15 protein-coding genes are annotated in these 14,753 nt (G+C 60.4%); 10 read left to right on the forward strand and 5 right to left on the reverse strand.

The window, feature by feature from the left end:
• The first annotated feature begins 22 nt into the window (after positions 1 to 22).
• From lnt to trmB, 4 genes are all read left to right on the forward strand, one after another.
• Positions 23 to 1,621 (forward strand): apolipoprotein N-acyltransferase, encoded by a 1,599-nt coding sequence (gene lnt / locus QDY28_RS08145; RefSeq protein WP_331381183.1) that lies wholly within the window; start codon positions 23 to 25, stop codon positions 1,619 to 1,621.
• A gap of 152 nt (positions 1,622 to 1,773) precedes the next feature.
• A complete protein-coding gene (locus QDY28_RS08150; RefSeq protein WP_028751040.1) occupies positions 1,774 to 2,193 on the forward strand; it encodes a helix-turn-helix domain-containing protein in 420 nt (139 codons plus the stop codon).
• A gap of 188 nt (positions 2,194 to 2,381) precedes the next feature.
• Positions 2,382 to 3,635 carry a methionine adenosyltransferase gene (gene metK / locus QDY28_RS08155; RefSeq protein ID WP_331381184.1) on the forward strand — a complete coding sequence of 418 codons (1,254 nt, stop codon included), beginning with the start codon at positions 2,382 to 2,384 and terminating at the stop codon, positions 3,633 to 3,635.
• Positions 3,632 to 4,333, forward strand: coding sequence for a tRNA (guanine(46)-N(7))-methyltransferase TrmB (trmB, locus tag QDY28_RS08160; protein ID WP_331381185.1), 702 nt, complete (start codon positions 3,632 to 3,634; stop codon positions 4,331 to 4,333). Before metK ends, trmB begins: the two co-directional genes overlap by 4 nt.
• Positions 4,334 to 4,594: 261 nt before the next feature.
• Here trmB and QDY28_RS08165 read toward each other — a convergent pair whose 3' ends face one another.
• Entirely contained in the window at positions 4,595 to 4,852 is a 258-nt protein-coding gene (locus QDY28_RS08165; RefSeq protein ID WP_331381186.1) for a DUF1150 family protein, read from the reverse strand.
• Positions 4,853 to 4,897: 45 nt separating this feature from the next.
• A complete protein-coding gene (locus QDY28_RS08170; protein ID WP_331381187.1) occupies positions 4,898 to 5,329 on the reverse strand; it encodes an Hsp20 family protein in 432 nt (143 codons plus the stop codon).
• Between the two features lie 221 nt (positions 5,330 to 5,550).
• On the opposite strand from QDY28_RS08170, the gene QDY28_RS08175 reads away from it, so the two are divergent.
• Complete coding sequence (locus QDY28_RS08175) at positions 5,551 to 6,495, forward strand: nucleoside hydrolase (RefSeq protein ID WP_331381188.1); 945 nt, start codon at positions 5,551 to 5,553, stop codon at positions 6,493 to 6,495.
• 73 nt (positions 6,496 to 6,568) lie between these two features.
• Here QDY28_RS08175 and QDY28_RS08180 read toward each other — a convergent pair whose 3' ends face one another.
• The 3 genes from QDY28_RS08180 to QDY28_RS08190 form a co-directional block, all read right to left on the reverse strand.
• Positions 6,569 to 8,917 carry a methyl-accepting chemotaxis protein gene (locus QDY28_RS08180; RefSeq protein WP_331381189.1) on the reverse strand — a complete coding sequence of 783 codons (2,349 nt, stop codon included), beginning with the start codon at positions 8,915 to 8,917 and terminating at the stop codon, positions 6,569 to 6,571.
• Positions 8,918 to 9,112: 195 nt separating this feature from the next.
• The gene (locus QDY28_RS08185; protein ID WP_331381282.1) at positions 9,113 to 10,012 is read right to left on the reverse strand and encodes a ribokinase; all 900 of its coding nucleotides are present in this window, start codon (positions 10,010 to 10,012) and stop codon (positions 9,113 to 9,115) included.
• Between the two features lie 101 nt (positions 10,013 to 10,113).
• Positions 10,114 to 11,310 (reverse strand): DNA recombination protein RmuC, encoded by a 1,197-nt coding sequence (locus tag QDY28_RS08190; protein WP_331381190.1) that lies wholly within the window; start codon positions 11,308 to 11,310, stop codon positions 10,114 to 10,116.
• Positions 11,311 to 11,493: 183 nt separating this feature from the next.
• On the opposite strand from QDY28_RS08190, the gene def reads away from it, so the two are divergent.
• The 5 genes from def to truA all read left to right on the forward strand — a co-directional run bounded on the left by def (position 11,494) and on the right by truA (position 14,596).
• Positions 11,494 to 12,009 carry a peptide deformylase gene (gene def, locus QDY28_RS08195; protein ID WP_331381191.1) on the forward strand — a complete coding sequence of 172 codons (516 nt, stop codon included), beginning with the start codon at positions 11,494 to 11,496 and terminating at the stop codon, positions 12,007 to 12,009.
• Between the two features lie 67 nt (positions 12,010 to 12,076).
• The gene (locus QDY28_RS08200; protein ID WP_331381192.1) at positions 12,077 to 12,337 is read left to right on the forward strand and encodes a FitA-like ribbon-helix-helix domain-containing protein; all 261 of its coding nucleotides are present in this window, start codon (positions 12,077 to 12,079) and stop codon (positions 12,335 to 12,337) included.
• Positions 12,338 to 12,358: 21 nt separating this feature from the next.
• Complete coding sequence (locus QDY28_RS08205; protein ID WP_331381193.1) at positions 12,359 to 12,778, forward strand: type II toxin-antitoxin system VapC family toxin; 420 nt, start codon at positions 12,359 to 12,361, stop codon at positions 12,776 to 12,778.
• 79 nt (positions 12,779 to 12,857) lie between these two features.
• Positions 12,858 to 13,805 (forward strand): methionyl-tRNA formyltransferase, encoded by a 948-nt coding sequence (gene fmt / locus QDY28_RS08210; RefSeq protein ID WP_331381194.1) that lies wholly within the window; start codon positions 12,858 to 12,860, stop codon positions 13,803 to 13,805.
• Positions 13,805 to 14,596, forward strand: a complete 792-nt coding sequence (truA, locus tag QDY28_RS08215) for a tRNA pseudouridine(38-40) synthase TruA (protein WP_331381195.1) — start codon at positions 13,805 to 13,807, stop codon at positions 14,594 to 14,596. Before fmt ends, truA begins: the two co-directional genes overlap by 1 nt.
• The last annotated feature ends 157 nt before the right edge of the window (positions 14,597 to 14,753 follow it).

Consider the following 14,753-nt stretch of genomic DNA (forward strand, 5'->3'; position numbering starts at 1 on the left):
GCAGTTTGGACGGAGCGCGCGCATGGAACGGCTTTCGGGCAGGGTAATCCTCGTCTGGGGTTTCAAGCGCACACTTCTTGCCATCCTGGCGGGGGCCGTCGGCGTCCTCGCCTTGCCGCCCTTCGGCTTCTTCGCGGCGATGTTCGTTTCCTTCACGCTGCTTGTCTGGCTGCTGGATGGGGCTGCCGCTGGTCCCGACAGCGGCTTCCTGGGTCGCCTCTGGCCTGCCTTTGCCATTGGCTGGCTATTCGGCTTCGGCTATTTCGTCGCCGGTCTTTGGTGGCTCGGCCATGCGCTTCTGATCGATGCCGACGAGTTCGCCTGGGCGCTACCGCTGGCGATCCTCGGCCTGCCGGCGTTTCTGGCAATTTTCTACGGTGTAGCGGCGGCGCTGGCCCGGCTGCTCTGGTCTGACGGCATGGGGCGTATTGCCGCACTCGCCTTCGCCTTTGGATTGGTGGAGTGGCTGCGCAGCTTCCTTTTCACCGGCTTTCCCTGGAACGCCATCGGCTATGGCGCCATGCCCACACCGCTGATGATGCAATCGGCGCATGTGATGGGCGTACTCGGCGTCACCGTGCTTGCGGTCTTCGTGTTCGCAGCCCCGGCACTCCTCGGCACACGCCAGGGGCGGGTACCGGGTATCGCGCTCGCCGCGCTCATCGCCGCCGCTCACTTCGGTTACGGCTACTATGCATTGAGCCTGCCGGAAGCGCCTGCCGGCGGCAAGGCGGCGCCGGTGATACGCATCGTCCAGCCTGCGATCGATCAGGAAGCCAAAATGGACACGGATGCCGATCGCGCCGCCATCTTCGACAAGCATCTCTCGCTCTCGGTGCAGCCGCCGGCCAATGGCGGTAAACGGCCCGACATCATCGTCTGGCCGGAGACCGCGATTCCTTTTATTTTGACGGACAACCAGGACGCGCTGACCCGCATTGCCGATCAGCTCGACGATGACCAGATCCTGATCACCGGCGCCGTTCGCGTCGAGGACATGGGTCCGGGGCTTGAGCCGCGCTACTACAACTCCATCTATGTGATCGACGGCCGCGGCCAGATCATCGGCGCCTCCGACAAGACCCACCTTGTGCCTTTCGGCGAGTATGTGCCCTTCGAAAATATTCTCGGTTACCTCGGAATTCAGAATGTCATCGAGCTGCCGGGCGGCTTTTCGGCCGCCGCCAGCCGGCAGTTGCTGACGCTTCCAAGCGGCATCAATCTCTATCCGCTGATCTGCTACGAGATCATTTTTCCGAATGAGATGACGCCGGAAATCCGAAAGGCCGACGCGATTTTGAACGTTACGAATGACGCTTGGTTCGGCGATACGCCAGGTCCCTACCAGCATTTCCTGCAGGCGCGGGTGAGGGCTGTCGAACAGGGATTGCCGCTGATTCGCAGCGCCAATACCGGTGTTTCGGCCTATGTCGACGCTCACGGACGTTTGATTTCCGGAATCGACTTTAATGAGCAAGGATTTGTCGACGCTACTTTGAGTAGCGCAACCAAGTCGACAATCGATGATAGAATGCGAAATGCGTACTTCTGGTTGGCTGTCGGGCTGGTCGGTATAATCGCTGTGATTTCACGCATGGGTTTTATTTCCAGGGCGAATTGACCAAAAAACCCTAAAATTGCATAGTGGTTGTCCTCTGCCTTTTGAACGTAAACTAGAAGCCTGGTGGGGCGTCGGCTGCAACGTAGCGTTATAGGGGTGGTTAAGGGAACCGGGTGGCAGGACCTGAATTCAACCTATGTTAGGGCAATACGATGATTGAGAACAAAAAGAAGCCGAACCCGATCGACATCCATGTCGGTAGCCGCATCCGCCTTCGACGCACCATGCTGGGCATGAGCCAGGAAAAGCTTGGCGAAAGTCTTGGAATTACCTTTCAGCAGATTCAGAAGTATGAGAAGGGCACCAACCGCGTTGGCGCCAGCCGCCTTCAAAATATTTCCAGCATTCTTAACGTTCCGGTTTCCTTTTTCTTCGAGGACGCTCCGGGTGAGCAGGCGGCAACCGTCGGCGGCATGGCGGAAGCCTCCAGCTCCAACTACGTGGTCGATTTCCTCTCTTCCTCCGAAGGGCTGCAGCTCAACCGCGCTTTTGTGAAGATCTCCGACGGCAAGGTCCGTCGCAAGGTGGTGGAGCTCGTCAAGGCGCTCGCAGCCGAAGCCGACGCCGAATAAGCGTTTCGAAGCGCCGCCCCGGCGGCAAAGTCATAAGGCGGTCATTTTGGCCGCCTTTTTCATGTTTATGGCAAAATTTTATCACTTATGCTGGGATATAAAGATATATTTATGTCCTTCTGCGACTTGTTTTTCGCGCTCGACACGAATATCAAAAGCGAAGATTTGTTCTTTGAGGGGAATCCCATATGCGCGCGAATTATCTGTTTACCAGCGAGTCTGTTGCCGAAGGTCACCCGGATAAAGTCTGTGACCGCATTTCCGACGAAATCGTTGATCTGGTCTACCGCGAAGCGGCAAAGACAGGCATCAATCCCTGGGGCGTGCGCATTGCCTGCGAGACCCTTGCCACCACCAACCGCGTCGTCATCGCCGGCGAAGTTCGTCTGCCGCCGAGCCTGATGAAGAAGGACAAGGACGGCAAGGACGTCATCAATCCCTCGAAGTTCAAGGCTGCGGCCCGCCGCGCCATCAAGGATATCGGCTACGAGCAGGACGGCTTCCACTGGAAGAAGGCGCGCATCGACGTTCTCCTGCACTCGCAGTCCGCCGACATTGCCCAGGGCGTCGACAATGCCGCCGACCAGCAGGGCGACGAAGGTGCCGGCGACCAGGGCATCATGTTCGGCTATGCCTGCCGCGAAACGCCGGACCTCATGCCGGCGCCGATCTACTATTCGCATAAGATCCTGCAGCTTCTCGCTACTGCCCGCAAGAAGGGCGATGGTGACGTCGCCAAGCTCGGTCCGGACGCCAAGAGCCAGGTGACGGTGCGCTACGTCGACGGCAAGCCGTCGGAAGTCACCTCGATCGTGCTTTCCACCCAGCATCTCGATGAGAGCTGGGATTCGCAGAAGGTTCGCTCCGTCGTCGAGCCCTACATTCGCGAAGCCCTCGGCGATTTGAAGATCGCTTCCGATTGCAAGTGGTACATCAACCCCACCGGCAAGTTCGTCATCGGCGGTCCGGATGGTGACGCTGGCCTGACCGGCCGCAAGATCATCGTCGACACATACGGCGGTGCAGCCCCGCACGGCGGCGGTGCCTTCTCGGGCAAGGACACCACGAAGGTCGACCGTTCCGCCGCCTATGCGGCCCGCTATCTGGCAAAGAACGTTGTCGCGGCCGGCCTCTCCGATCGCTGCACGATCCAGCTCTCCTACGCTATCGGTGTTGCCCAGCCGCTGTCGATCTATGTCGACCTGCATGGCACGGGCAAGGGCGTGACCGAGGATCAGGTCGAAGCGGCGATCCGCAAGAACATGGACCTCTCGCCGACCGGTATTCGCCGTCATCTCGACCTCAACAAGCCGATCTATGCCAAGACCTCGGCCTATGGCCACTTCGGCCGCAAGGCCGGCCGCGACGGCTCCTTCTCCTGGGAGCGTACGGACCTGGTAAAGGCTCTCAAGGAAGCCGTGAAGATCCGGGAAGCTGCATGACCGATACCGAGCGCCGGTCGCGGGCGACGGAAGCATTCTTCGGCCGGCGCAAGGGGAAAGCCTTGCGCGGCCAGCAGGCCGAAAGGCTGGAAGCGCTGCTGCCGCAATATCTCGTCGATCTCTCCGCACCGGCGCCACAGCCGCTGAATGACCTGTTCCAGGTGTCGACCGAGCGTTTGCGCCTGGAAATCGGCTTCGGCGGCGGCGAGCACCTGATCCATCGAGCACTGGAACATCCAGCCACCGGCTTCATCGGTGTCGAGCCTTTCGTCAATTCCATGCAGAAACTGCTTGCTCGCGTCGACGAGACCGGCGCGCGCAACATCCGCGTCTATAATGATGACGCAACGCAACTGCTGGATTGGCTGCCAGACGCCTGCCTCGACCAAATTGATCTTCTCTATCCTGATCCCTGGCCAAAGAAAAAACATTGGAAGCGCCGCTTTGTCTCGCAGGTGAATCTTGATCGCTTCCATCGTGTCCTGAAGCCCGGCGCCCTCTTCTGCTTCGCCTCCGACATCGACACCTATGTCAACTGGACGCTGCAGCATTGCCACGCCCATGGCGGCTTCGAATGGATGGCAAACAATGCCAGCGACTGGCTGACGCCCTATGAGGGCTGGCCGAGCACGCGCTATGAGGCAAAGGCCCGCCGCGAGGGGCGGTCTTCGGCTTACCTGACGTTCAAGAGAGTTTGAGCGGCAATTCCTTCTGCGGCCTTCGCAATTTCACGGCACGCAATTACTCAAATCCACCTTCTCCGCTGGGGCGGAGGAGCTTCCGGCACGTAGACATTAGCGTGAAGATGGCGTTGCACCGTCTTTCTGGCGGGAGAAGGACGCGTTAGCACGGGTTGAGGCGCGATGCGCCGAAAGGAGTGAGCCCGTGTAGCAGGATGGAAAGGCTTTGACGCAATCGACGACGACGGCCGCAGCACCTGGAGCGGTGCTTACACAAATTCAATGCAAGCTGACCGTCTTCAACTCGTCCTCGGCCGCCTTGTAGAACGTGCTGGACCGGTTATCGGTCAGAAGGATCGGCGTGCCGTCGGCGCCGAAGAGCGCCCAGAGATCGACCCCAGGATCGATGTCCGGTGCCTCGGGAAAGCAACGGGAAACTTCATCCGAATGCATCCTTCTGACATAGGCAACCTCGCCGGCACCAATGTTGGCGAGTTCTGATTGGGTCAGGCGGGCAGTGGCTTCTCTCAAAAGCATGTTCGTACCTCCAGCATGAGAGACCAACGGCAATCAGCCGTTGTCTTACTGTGATACCGAAATGTTAATTTTCTTTACCATCCGGGCGGGTTCCGGCCGAATGAGATCGACGGAAAGCAGGCCGTTCTTCAAGGCGGCGCCCAGCACCTGCATACCCTCGGCCAAAACGAAGACGCGCTGGAACTGGCGGGCCGCAATGCCGCGATAGAGATAATCGCGTTCCTCCTGCTCCACCTGCCGCCCGCGGATCAAAAGTTGATTTTCTTCCGTGGTGATATCAAGCTCGTCTTCCGAGAAGCCGGCAACCGCAAGCGTGATGCGCAGCCGCTCCGGCTCGCCGGAAACGCGGTCCGCGCGCATGCGTTCGATATTGTAAGGGGGATAACCATCACTGGCCTTGGAAATCCGCTCCAGCGTCTTTTCCATGGTGTCGAAGCCCAGAAGCAGAGGGCTGGCAAAGGGAGTCGTCCGGCTCATCGTCTCAAGTCCTTGGTAGCAAGCGACCTTTCCGGACCTGATCTTTCAGCACCCGGTTACGTATAATATGGGAGCAGGGGCGGAGGAGTGCAAGGAGGCGCGTTCTTCGCATTTGCGAGATCCGGCAATGCGAACTTAACTGCTAAGCCGGCGTCTGCTTGACAAAGTTCGAACGGGCTCGCATCAAGATTGCCGATCTGCACCGGAGGAAAGCGACAGAGATGACCGAGCCTAGAAAGATTATCATCGATACCGATCCCGGCCAGGACGACGCCGCTGCAATTTTCCTCGCCTTCGGAAGCCGTGAGGAGATCGACGTGCTTGGGATCACCACGGTTGCTGGCAATGTGCCGCTGCGGCTGACGAGCCGCAATGCCCGTATCGTCTGTGAGCTCTGCAACCGCCGCGATGTGAAGGTTTTTGCCGGTGCCGATGCGCCGCTCAAGCGCAAGCTGGTCACCGCCGAACACGTTCACGGCAAGACCGGTCTCGATGGCCCAGACCTGCCGGAACCCACCATGGACCTTCAGCCTGGCCATGCCGTCGATTTCATCGTAGAGACGCTGCGCAACGAGCCCGAGGGCGCGGTCACGCTCTGCACGCTCGGTCCGCTCACCAATATTGCCCTTGCCTTCCAGAAGGCCCCCGACATCATCCCGCGCGTCCGCGAACTGGTAATGATGGGCGGCGGCTTCTTTGAGGGCGGCAACATCACGCCGGCCGCCGAATTCAACATCTATGTCGATCCCGAAGCGGCCGATATCGTCTTCCGCTCCGGTGTGCCTATCGTCATGATGCCGCTCGATGTGACCCACCAGCTCCTGACCCGCAAGGATCGGGTTGCACGTATCGCCGCAGTCGGATCCGCCCCGGCAAAGGCCATGGTCGAGATGCTGGAATTCTTCGAACGCTTCGATATCGAAAAATACGGCTCCGACGGCGGTCCGCTGCACGATCCGACGGTCATCGCCTATCTGCTGAAGCCGGAACTATTCAAAGGCCGCGATTGCAATGTCGAGATCGAGGTTACGTCGGAACTGACCGTCGGCATGACCGTCGTCGACTGGTGGCATGTCACCGACCGCAAGCACAACACCAAGGTCATGCGCCACGTTGATTCAGACGGCTTCTTCGCGCTGCTGACGGAGCGTTTTGCCCGTCTTTGACTGGCGCTGCCGCAGGAAAATGAAAAGGCCGCCGGATCGCTCGGCGGCCTTTGACGTTTGCCGTTTAGTCGGCTCAGAATTCTTCCCATTCATCCTGTGCCAGCGCATTCGAGCCGTGGGTCTGCGGCTGCACTTTGCGAGCCGGAGCGGCCGCAGGGGCGGGCGCGGCACGGCGGGCAGGCGCCGGGGCACGCATCTGCTGGGCGGTGGCGCGCAGTGCACTGGCATTGTCCTGACCGCCATGTGACGTGCGGAAGCGGGCGACCAGCGATTTCAAAGTCTGGGCCTCGTCGTTCAGCGTCACGCTGGCGGCGGTGGTTTCTTCCACCATGGCGGCATTCTGCTGCGTCACCTGGTCCATCTGGTTCATGGCCGAGTTGATTTCCTTCAGCCCGATCGCCTGTTCGCTGGCAGAAGCCGAGATCTGGCGGATGAGGCCATTGATCTCCATGACCTGCTCGGCGATCTTATGCAGCGCATTGCCGGTACGGCCGACGAGATCGACCCCTTCCTTGACCTGGCCGGCCGAGGTGTTGATCAGCGTTTTGATCTCCTTGGCGGCATTGGCCGAACGCTGCGCCAATTCGCGCACTTCCTGCGCGACGACCGCAAAGCCCTTGCCGGCTTCACCGGCACGGGCCGCCTCGACGCCGGCGTTCAGAGCGAGAAGATTGGTCTGGAAAGCGATTTCGTCGATCACACCGATGATGCGTGAAACCTCCTGCGAGGACTGCTCAATACCGTGCATGGAGGCGATCGCCTTCTGCACAATCTCGCCGGAGCGTCCGGCGTCCTCGGAGGCCGAGTTGACGCTGCTGGCAGCGGTGCGGGCATTGTCGGCGCTGGAATTGACCTGAGCCGTGAGTTGGTTAAGCGCGGCGGCGGTTTCCTCCAGGCTTGCCGCCTGCTGCTCGGTGCGGCGGGCAAGGTCCGAGGCGCTGTTGCTGATCTCACCGGTGCCGTTGCCGATATTGCCGACGCTGAGGTTCATCGTGTGCACCGTCTCTTCCAGGCTGGCGAGCGCGGCATTGAAGTCCTGCTTCAACTGGCCGTACTCGCCAGGGAATTCCTCCGCGATGCGGTGGCCAAGGTTGCCCTTGGAGAGTTCCGCAAGGCTCTGGCCGAGAATGGTGACGATGCGCCGCTGCAGCGCCACGGTTTCGCCGCGCTCCGCTTCCGAGCGGTGACGTTCGCCTTCGGCGGCACGACGCTGTTCGTCGGCCTCGGTCTCCAGCCGCTTGGTGTTGGCAAGGGCGAAGCGGAAGCCTTCGAGCGCCTTGGCGACCGAGCCAATCTCGTCGGCGCGGTTTTGACCCTCGACGGGTTCGGCATAGTTGCCGGCACTGAGATCATTGACGCTGGCGACCAATCCGCCGAGAGGCTTCTGCACGAAGGTGCGCACGGCGGCGTAAAGCGCCAGCATGACGGCAGCAAGCACCAGCACGCCGCCGATGATCATCATATAGGTCTGATCGCGCACGGGCGCGGCAATCGCACTGTGCGGTACGTCGACGAGCACGACCCAGGTGGCATTGAGGCCCGGCACGGCAAAGGGATAGACCACACGGTCGAATTCTTCCAAGCCGCTGTCGCTGAGATCCTTCACCAGGCCCGCCGTCGAGGAGGTGAGGGCCGCCTTGACCGCGTCGGCGCCGTCGCCGCTGTAGTCCTTCATCAAGAGGTCCCTGTTCGGCGCCACCAGCCATTTGTTGTCCTGGGAGACCAGGAGGACGCGGCCGGAGCCGAATGGATGCAGGCTCTGCAGCTTGGCGGAGAGCGAGGCGAGCGAGATATCGACGCCGGCGACGCCGATCATCTTGCCGCCTGACATCACGGGATAGGCGATCGAGCTCATGGTCGTCGGCACTTCGGTACCCTCGGCCATATATGGCGGGGTGATGGCGCCCTTGCCGCTATCGGCCGCCAGCTTCCACCATGCGGCAGTGTAGTCGTTGTCGAACGTGGAGAACTGGATACCGCCGTCCTTTGTCTTCGACCAATAGGGTGTGAACGCGCCCTTTTCGTTGACGGCTTCGTCCTTGTTGTTGGCAAGCTCGGTCGTCTTGCCGTCGAATGCGCCGAGTTTTTCGCAGAACCAACTGCCGAAGGCGAAGGCATTCTGCTCGACATTGGCCTTGAGGATATTGATGATGCCCTTGCGATCGAAGGTGTGGCCCTCGTGGCCGCGGCCGATAATCGCGGCCATGGAGCGAGCGGCGCTGGCGAGCTCGCCGACATTTGCGGCAATTTCGTTGGAGATGGATTTGGCCTCGCTATTGGCCTGATCCATCGTCAGCATCTGCACGCGATCGCTGGTCTGGGAAATCAGCAGGAAGTTGGAGACGAACAGAACCAGCGCAATCGCTACCCCGGTGACCAGGATGAGCTTGGCCGCAAGCGACTTCATACGAAAGATGGACATCATTTCCTCGAGAGAACGATGCGTCGGATGCACATTATCCGGATGCAAGGTCGGCACAGGATGGCCCCATCATGGGACCGCCGTGAAAGCGCCCGCCGCTGCGAGACAGCCAATGCGCGGCAGGCCAGAGGAGAATGATACGGAAGCGCAAAAATTTAATTAATTGCGCTTCGTCCTGTCTGGGGAATTTGATCCTTAAAGCTTTTCGGTAACGTCGCTCGCAACCGGGATCGACGGCTGCGCGCCTGGCTTCAGGCAGGCAAGCGAACCGGCGACTGCGGCGCGGCGCAGGCTGACATGAAAATCCAGGCCCTGATCAAGGCTGGCGGCCAAATAGCCGCAAAAGGTGTCGCCGGCACCGACCGTATCGACCGGTTCGATGACGAGGCCCTTGGCACGCGACAATTCGCCATTTCGGATGGCGATGACGCCGTCGGCGCCCAGCGTGACGATCAGCGTCTGCCCCGTTTCGGCGTGCAGGCGGGTGAGTGCCGCCTCGCGATCGCTTGCCGACATGTTGTCCTGGCCGGCCAGCCTTTCGAACTCCGTTTCGTTGGCGATGACAATATCGGCAAGGCGGCCGAGCCGCGCGGCATCCGGAATAAGCGGCGCGAGATTGAGAACGGTGCGGACGCCCTTGGCTTTTGCCGCGACGAGTGCGGTTTCGACGGCTGCGACGGGGATTTCGAATTGCAGCATGAGCGTATCGCTCGGGCTCAACGCATCGACGGCTTTGGTCGCGTCCTCCGCCGTCATCGTGCCGTTGGCGCCGGGCACGACCGCGATCATGTTTTCGCCGTCGCCGCCAACGAGGATCAGTGCGGTGCCGGTCGGCTCGGACACTTGGCTGACGGTGGAGAGATCGGTGCCGGCGGCATCAAGCAGGGCAAGTGCCGGCGCGGCAAAACCGTCATTGCCGACCGCGCCGGTCAACCGCACCGCCGAACCGGCGCGCCGCGCTGCCAATGCCTGATTGGCGCCCTTGCCGCCGGCTGCGGTGGAAAAACCATTGCCCGCCACCGTCTCGCCTGGCTTCGGCAGACGGTCGGTGGTGGCGATGAGGTCCATATTGATGGAGCCGAAAATGGTGATCATGAGATGTCCGCCCTGCTTGTTGATCTCGCGTGATCCATCCAAAACCGCTTTGTAGATTTTGATGACCATGCATTGATTGGGCGCGACACTGCCCGATGCGATCAGTCCTCGTCAACCACCCTGAGCTTAAGTTGGCCGGTGCGGTTGTCGATCGGTTTCGGCCGCTCCTCGGCGATCGCCTTCGCCGGCTCGCCGGCGGCTTCGAATTCCAGTGCTTCTATCCTTTCGCCGCGGCGTGCCAGCTTGTCGGCGGAGGTGACGATCATGTCGACGTCCTTCTGCGCCAAGGCGAAATGCCCCTGCAGCTTGCGCACGCGCTCATCGAGGCGGGAAAGATCGTTCATCAGTTGCGCCACTTCGCCCTGGATCACATGCGCCTGCTCGCGCATGCGCTGGTCCTTCAGCACCGCCTGGATGACCTGGATAGACAACATCAGCAGCGACGGCGAGACGATGACGATGCGCGAACGCTGCGCCTTCTGCACGACCGCTTCAAAATTCTCGTGGATTTCGGCAAAGATCGATTCGGAGGGAACGAAGAGGAAGGCGGTATCCTGTGTCTCTCCCTGAATAAGATATTTCTCTGCGACATCGCGGATATGCACTTCGAGGTCCCGGCGGAATTGCTGCGTGGCAATTCTGCCCTGGTCGGGATTTGTCGCCGCGGCATTGCGGATGGCATTCCAGGCTTCCAGCGGAAATTTGGCGTCGATGACCAGCGGCGGCGAGCCGTTCGGCATACGCACGGTGCAGTCCGGCCGCGAACCGTTGGAGAGCGTCGGCTGGAAGGCATAGGCGCCCATCGGCAGTCCGTCGGCGATGATCGTCTCCATGCGGGCCTGACCGAAGGCGCCGCGCGTCTGCTTGTTGGAGAGGATTGCCTGAAGGCCGACGACATCCTTTGCCAAAGATTGAATATTGCTCTGCGCAGCGTCGATAACGGCCAGTCGTTCTTGCAGGCGGCGCAAATTCTCATGTGTCGAGCGCGTCTGCTCGCCAATCGTCGCCGTCACCCGCTGCGACATGCCGTCGAGCCGTTGATTGATGGCATGGTTGAACTCCGCCTGTCGTGAGCCGAACACTTCGGCCATCGTGGCAAGCCGTCCCTGCATTTCCGCCTGCGCCCTGAGGAGCGCCGCCATGTTGTGCTCGGCATCCTCGGCCCGCAGCATATCTTCCTCAGCCCGTCGCCCTCTATTGTTGAGGACGAGGACGATGACGGTGATCAGCAGCAGGATGACAAGGCCGGTCAGAACCGGCACTATGGGGATCTCTTGGCCGAAGAGTGTGAAGGACATGAATCAGGTACTCGTGGAACTCGAGTCTGCACCATAACAAAACCGCCGAGAATATCCAGATCAAAACGTGAACAAAATTCCGACGGGCTGTGATCGACCTGAAGTCGCAAGCGTTGAAAAAACACCCTTCAACAGCCATCTAAATAATTCCATCGCACAGCAAGATGCGTTATGGGAAACTTCATGACGATCAAGCCACTCATCATTTTGCCCGATCCGTTGCTCCGCCAGGCCTCCGCGCCGATCGAGCGCGTCGATACCGAAGTTCAACGCCTTGCCGACGATATGTTGGCAACCATGTATGATGCACCAGGCATTGGCCTCGCCGCCGTCCAGATCGGCGTTCCCCGTCGCATGCTGGTGATCGACGTGTCGCGCGAAGGCGAAGACAAGCAGCCGCTGGTCTTCATCAATCCCGAAATCGTCAGCTCTTCCGACGAACGCTCGGTTTACGAGGAAGGCTGCCTGTCCATTCCGGATTACTACGCCGAAGTCGAGCGTCCGGCTCGCGTTACCGTCAAGCATCTCGACCGTGAGGGCAAGGAACAGACCGTCGAAGCCGATGGCCTGCTCGCCACCTGCCTGCAGCACGAAATCGACCATCTGAACGGTGTTCTGTTCATCGACTATATCTCGCGCCTGAAACGCGACATGGTAATCAAGAAGTTCACCAAGGCGGCGAAGTCTAAGGCGCTTTGAAACTAGCGCCTATTGAAAAATGGGTTTGAAGCGCCTATGATATCATTGATATCAAATGGAGGTGCGGATGGGCGATCTTTTACTTCGCGGCGTGGACGACGCGTTGAAGAAGCAATTGCAGGCAAATGCCAGCCGGCATGGCCGAAGTCTGTCCGAGGAGGCGATCGCTCTGCTGCGTCAGTCGCTTGGACGGCAGCAGGATCTGAACAGTTCAGCAGGTCTGCGACTAAGAGCGGTTCTTGGTGCGGAGAAGCTGAGTGAAGAAGAAATCGAGGCAATCAATGCCTTCCGGCATGCGCCGGATCGTGAACCGCCGCATTTCGAATAGCTGGTGCCGGGATAATCCCAGATGATTGTTCTGGACACAAATGTCGTATCCGAGCTGCAAGGGCGACTGTACAGTGATCGCATATTATCTTGGCTTGATGGCTTCGCCGTCGAATCGGTTTTCTTAACAGCCATCACCATCGGAGAGATTCGCTTCGGACTGGAGCTCCTGGCTGACGGCAAGCGCAAAGCGACGTTGATCGCGGAGCTGGAAGCGATAGAGGCAGAGTTTTCCGGCCGTGTTCTGGGTTTTTCAAGCAATGCGGCCCATCAATATGGAATAATTTCTGCCCAACGCCACAGGATCGGGCGACGTATGGAAACCAAGGACGCCATGATCGCCGCCATCTGCCTGGCCAATGGCGCCACATTGGCGACGCGGAATACAAAAGACTTCGAGGGGCTTGATCTGAAGCTCGTAAACCCGTTTGAAGGCGGCTAAATGCATGACTCCAAAAAGTGCGACGCGGTTTTTGGACAAGATCATGCCGAACTAAATATCTCTTAGCCGGACGGATCGCATGTCGCTGAGCATCATCTTTATGGGAACGCCCGAATTTTCCGTGCCGACGTTGCGGTTGCTGGTCGAGGCTGGGCACAGGATTCGCGCCGTTTATACGCAGCCGCCGCGGCCCGGCGGGCGCCGTGGGCTCGATCTCCAGAAGTCGCCGGTGCACCAGGCGGCGGAGCTGCTCGGCCTGCCGGTCTTCACGCCGGTGAATTTCAAGGATGCAGAAGAGTGCCAGCGTTTTCGCGAGCTCGATGCCCAAGTCGCCGTGGTTGTTGCCTATGGCTTGCTGCTGCCGGAGGCGATCCTCACCGGCACGCGGTTCGGCTGCTATAATGGTCATGCCTCGCTGCTGCCGCGCTGGCGGGGTGCTGCCCCCATCCAGCGGGCGATCATGGCCGGTGACAAGAAGACCGGCATGATGGTGATGAAGATGGACAAGGGCCTCGATACCGGCCCCGTCGCTCTCACGCGGGAAGTCGAGATCGGAGACACGATGACCGCGGGCGAGCTGCACGACAAGCTGATGCTGGTCGGCGCCAAGGCGATTGTCGAAGCGATGAACAAGCTGGAGCATGATGAATTGCCGCTGTCCGAGCAGTCCGCCGAGGGCGTCGTCTACGCGGCCAAGATCGACAAGGGCGAAACGCGCATTGATTTCAGTAAATCGGCTGCGGATGTTCACAACCATATTCGTGGCCTCTCGCCCTTTCCCGGTGCCTGGTTCGAGGCCGAAATCGCCGGCCGGGCGGAGCGCATCAAGGTTCTTGGCTCCGAACTAGCCGATGGCCAAGGTGCGGCCGGCGAAGTGCTGACCGGCGATCTGGTCGTCGCCTGCGGCACCGGCGCCATCCGGCTGACGAACCTGCAGAAGGCCGGCGGCAAGCCGCTGGCCGCTGCCGATTTCCTGCGCGGCACGCCGATTGCGCCGGGCACCATCTTGGCGGCGGGACCAGCCTGATGCCGCGTTACCGTATGACCGTCGAATATGACGGCGTCCCCTATGTCGGTTGGCAGCGTCAGGACAACGGTCCTTCCGTACAGGGCGCAATAGAGGGCGCCATCCTGTCGCTGACGGGCGAGAAGGTCTCTATTCGCGGCGCGGGACGCACCGATTCCGGCGTTCATGCCATGGGCCAGGTTATGCATGCCGACCTCTCCAAAGAATGGAAGCTGCATACCCTGCGCAATGCGCTGAACGCGCATCTGAGGCTCGCCGGAGAGCGTGTCGCCATTCTCGATGTCGAACAGGTCGACGCCGGTTTCGACGCCCGTTTCTCAGCGATCCGCCGGCATTATCTCTACCGGATCATCGCTCGCCGCGCCCCGCTGGCATTGGAAGCTGGACGCGCATGGTGGGTGCCGAAAGATATGGATCATGAGGTCATGCATGCAGCGGCGCAGACGCTGGTCGGCCGGCATGATTTCACCACCTTCCGTTCGGCGCATTGCCAGGCGAACAGTCCGGTGCGCACGCTCGACCGGCTCGATGTCACCCGCAATGGCGAGCTCATCGAAATCCGCGCCACGGCGCAAAGTTTCCTGCACAACCAAATCCGCTCCTTCGCCGGCACGCTGAAGCTTGCGGGCGAGGGAAAGTGGAGTGTGGACGACGTGCGCGCTGCGCTGGACGCGCGGGACCGCAAGGCGTGCGGCCCGGTCGCTCCGCCGGATGGGCTTTATTTCATGCAGGTGGATTATCGCGACGGCGTTGGGCCCGTTGCCGCCGATGATGAACAGGACGATTTCTAGCCTCCGTCGGATGCCCGGGATGCCCGCCAGCGACGACACAATCCTTCGACAACATTTCAGCGTCGATTCCGATCCTCTCCAATGATGATGTTCTCAGGCAGATGCCGTAGACAATCTCAGCTCCAAACGCGGCATACAGTCCATCGGGCGGGCAGCG

Origin of the sequence: Rhizobium sp. BR 362 (assembly GCF_036528765.1) — a bacterium.
In the GTDB taxonomy this organism is placed as follows: domain Bacteria; phylum Pseudomonadota; class Alphaproteobacteria; order Rhizobiales; family Rhizobiaceae; genus Rhizobium.

Bases quoted from the DNA above. Each gene is read 5' to 3' on its own strand.
- lnt (WP_331381183.1), top strand. From the start codon at position 23: ATGGAACGGCTTTCGGGCAGGGTAATCCTCGTCTGGGGTTTCAAGCGC.
- QDY28_RS08150 (WP_028751040.1), top strand. From the start codon at position 1,774: ATGATTGAGAACAAAAAGAAGCCGAACCCGATCGACATCCATGTCGGT.
- metK (WP_331381184.1), top strand. From the start codon at position 2,382: ATGCGCGCGAATTATCTGTTTACCAGCGAGTCTGTTGCCGAAGGTCAC.
- trmB (WP_331381185.1), top strand. From the start codon at position 3,632: ATGACCGATACCGAGCGCCGGTCGCGGGCGACGGAAGCATTCTTCGGC.
- QDY28_RS08165 (WP_331381186.1), bottom strand. From the start codon at position 4,852: ATGCTTTTGAGAGAAGCCACTGCCCGCCTGACCCAATCAGAACTCGCC.
- QDY28_RS08170 (WP_331381187.1), bottom strand. From the start codon at position 5,329: ATGAGCCGGACGACTCCCTTTGCCAGCCCTCTGCTTCTGGGCTTCGAC.
- QDY28_RS08175 (WP_331381188.1), top strand. From the start codon at position 5,551: ATGACCGAGCCTAGAAAGATTATCATCGATACCGATCCCGGCCAGGAC.
- QDY28_RS08180 (WP_331381189.1), bottom strand. From the start codon at position 8,917: ATGTCCATCTTTCGTATGAAGTCGCTTGCGGCCAAGCTCATCCTGGTC.
- QDY28_RS08185 (WP_331381282.1), bottom strand. From the start codon at position 10,012: ATGATCACCATTTTCGGCTCCATCAATATGGACCTCATCGCCACCACC.
- QDY28_RS08190 (WP_331381190.1), bottom strand. From the start codon at position 11,310: ATGTCCTTCACACTCTTCGGCCAAGAGATCCCCATAGTGCCGGTTCTG.
- def (WP_331381191.1), top strand. From the start codon at position 11,494: ATGACGATCAAGCCACTCATCATTTTGCCCGATCCGTTGCTCCGCCAG.
- QDY28_RS08200 (WP_331381192.1), top strand. From the start codon at position 12,077: ATGGGCGATCTTTTACTTCGCGGCGTGGACGACGCGTTGAAGAAGCAA.
- QDY28_RS08205 (WP_331381193.1), top strand. From the start codon at position 12,359: ATGATTGTTCTGGACACAAATGTCGTATCCGAGCTGCAAGGGCGACTG.
- fmt (WP_331381194.1), top strand. From the start codon at position 12,858: ATGTCGCTGAGCATCATCTTTATGGGAACGCCCGAATTTTCCGTGCCG.
- truA (WP_331381195.1), top strand. From the start codon at position 13,805: ATGCCGCGTTACCGTATGACCGTCGAATATGACGGCGTCCCCTATGTC.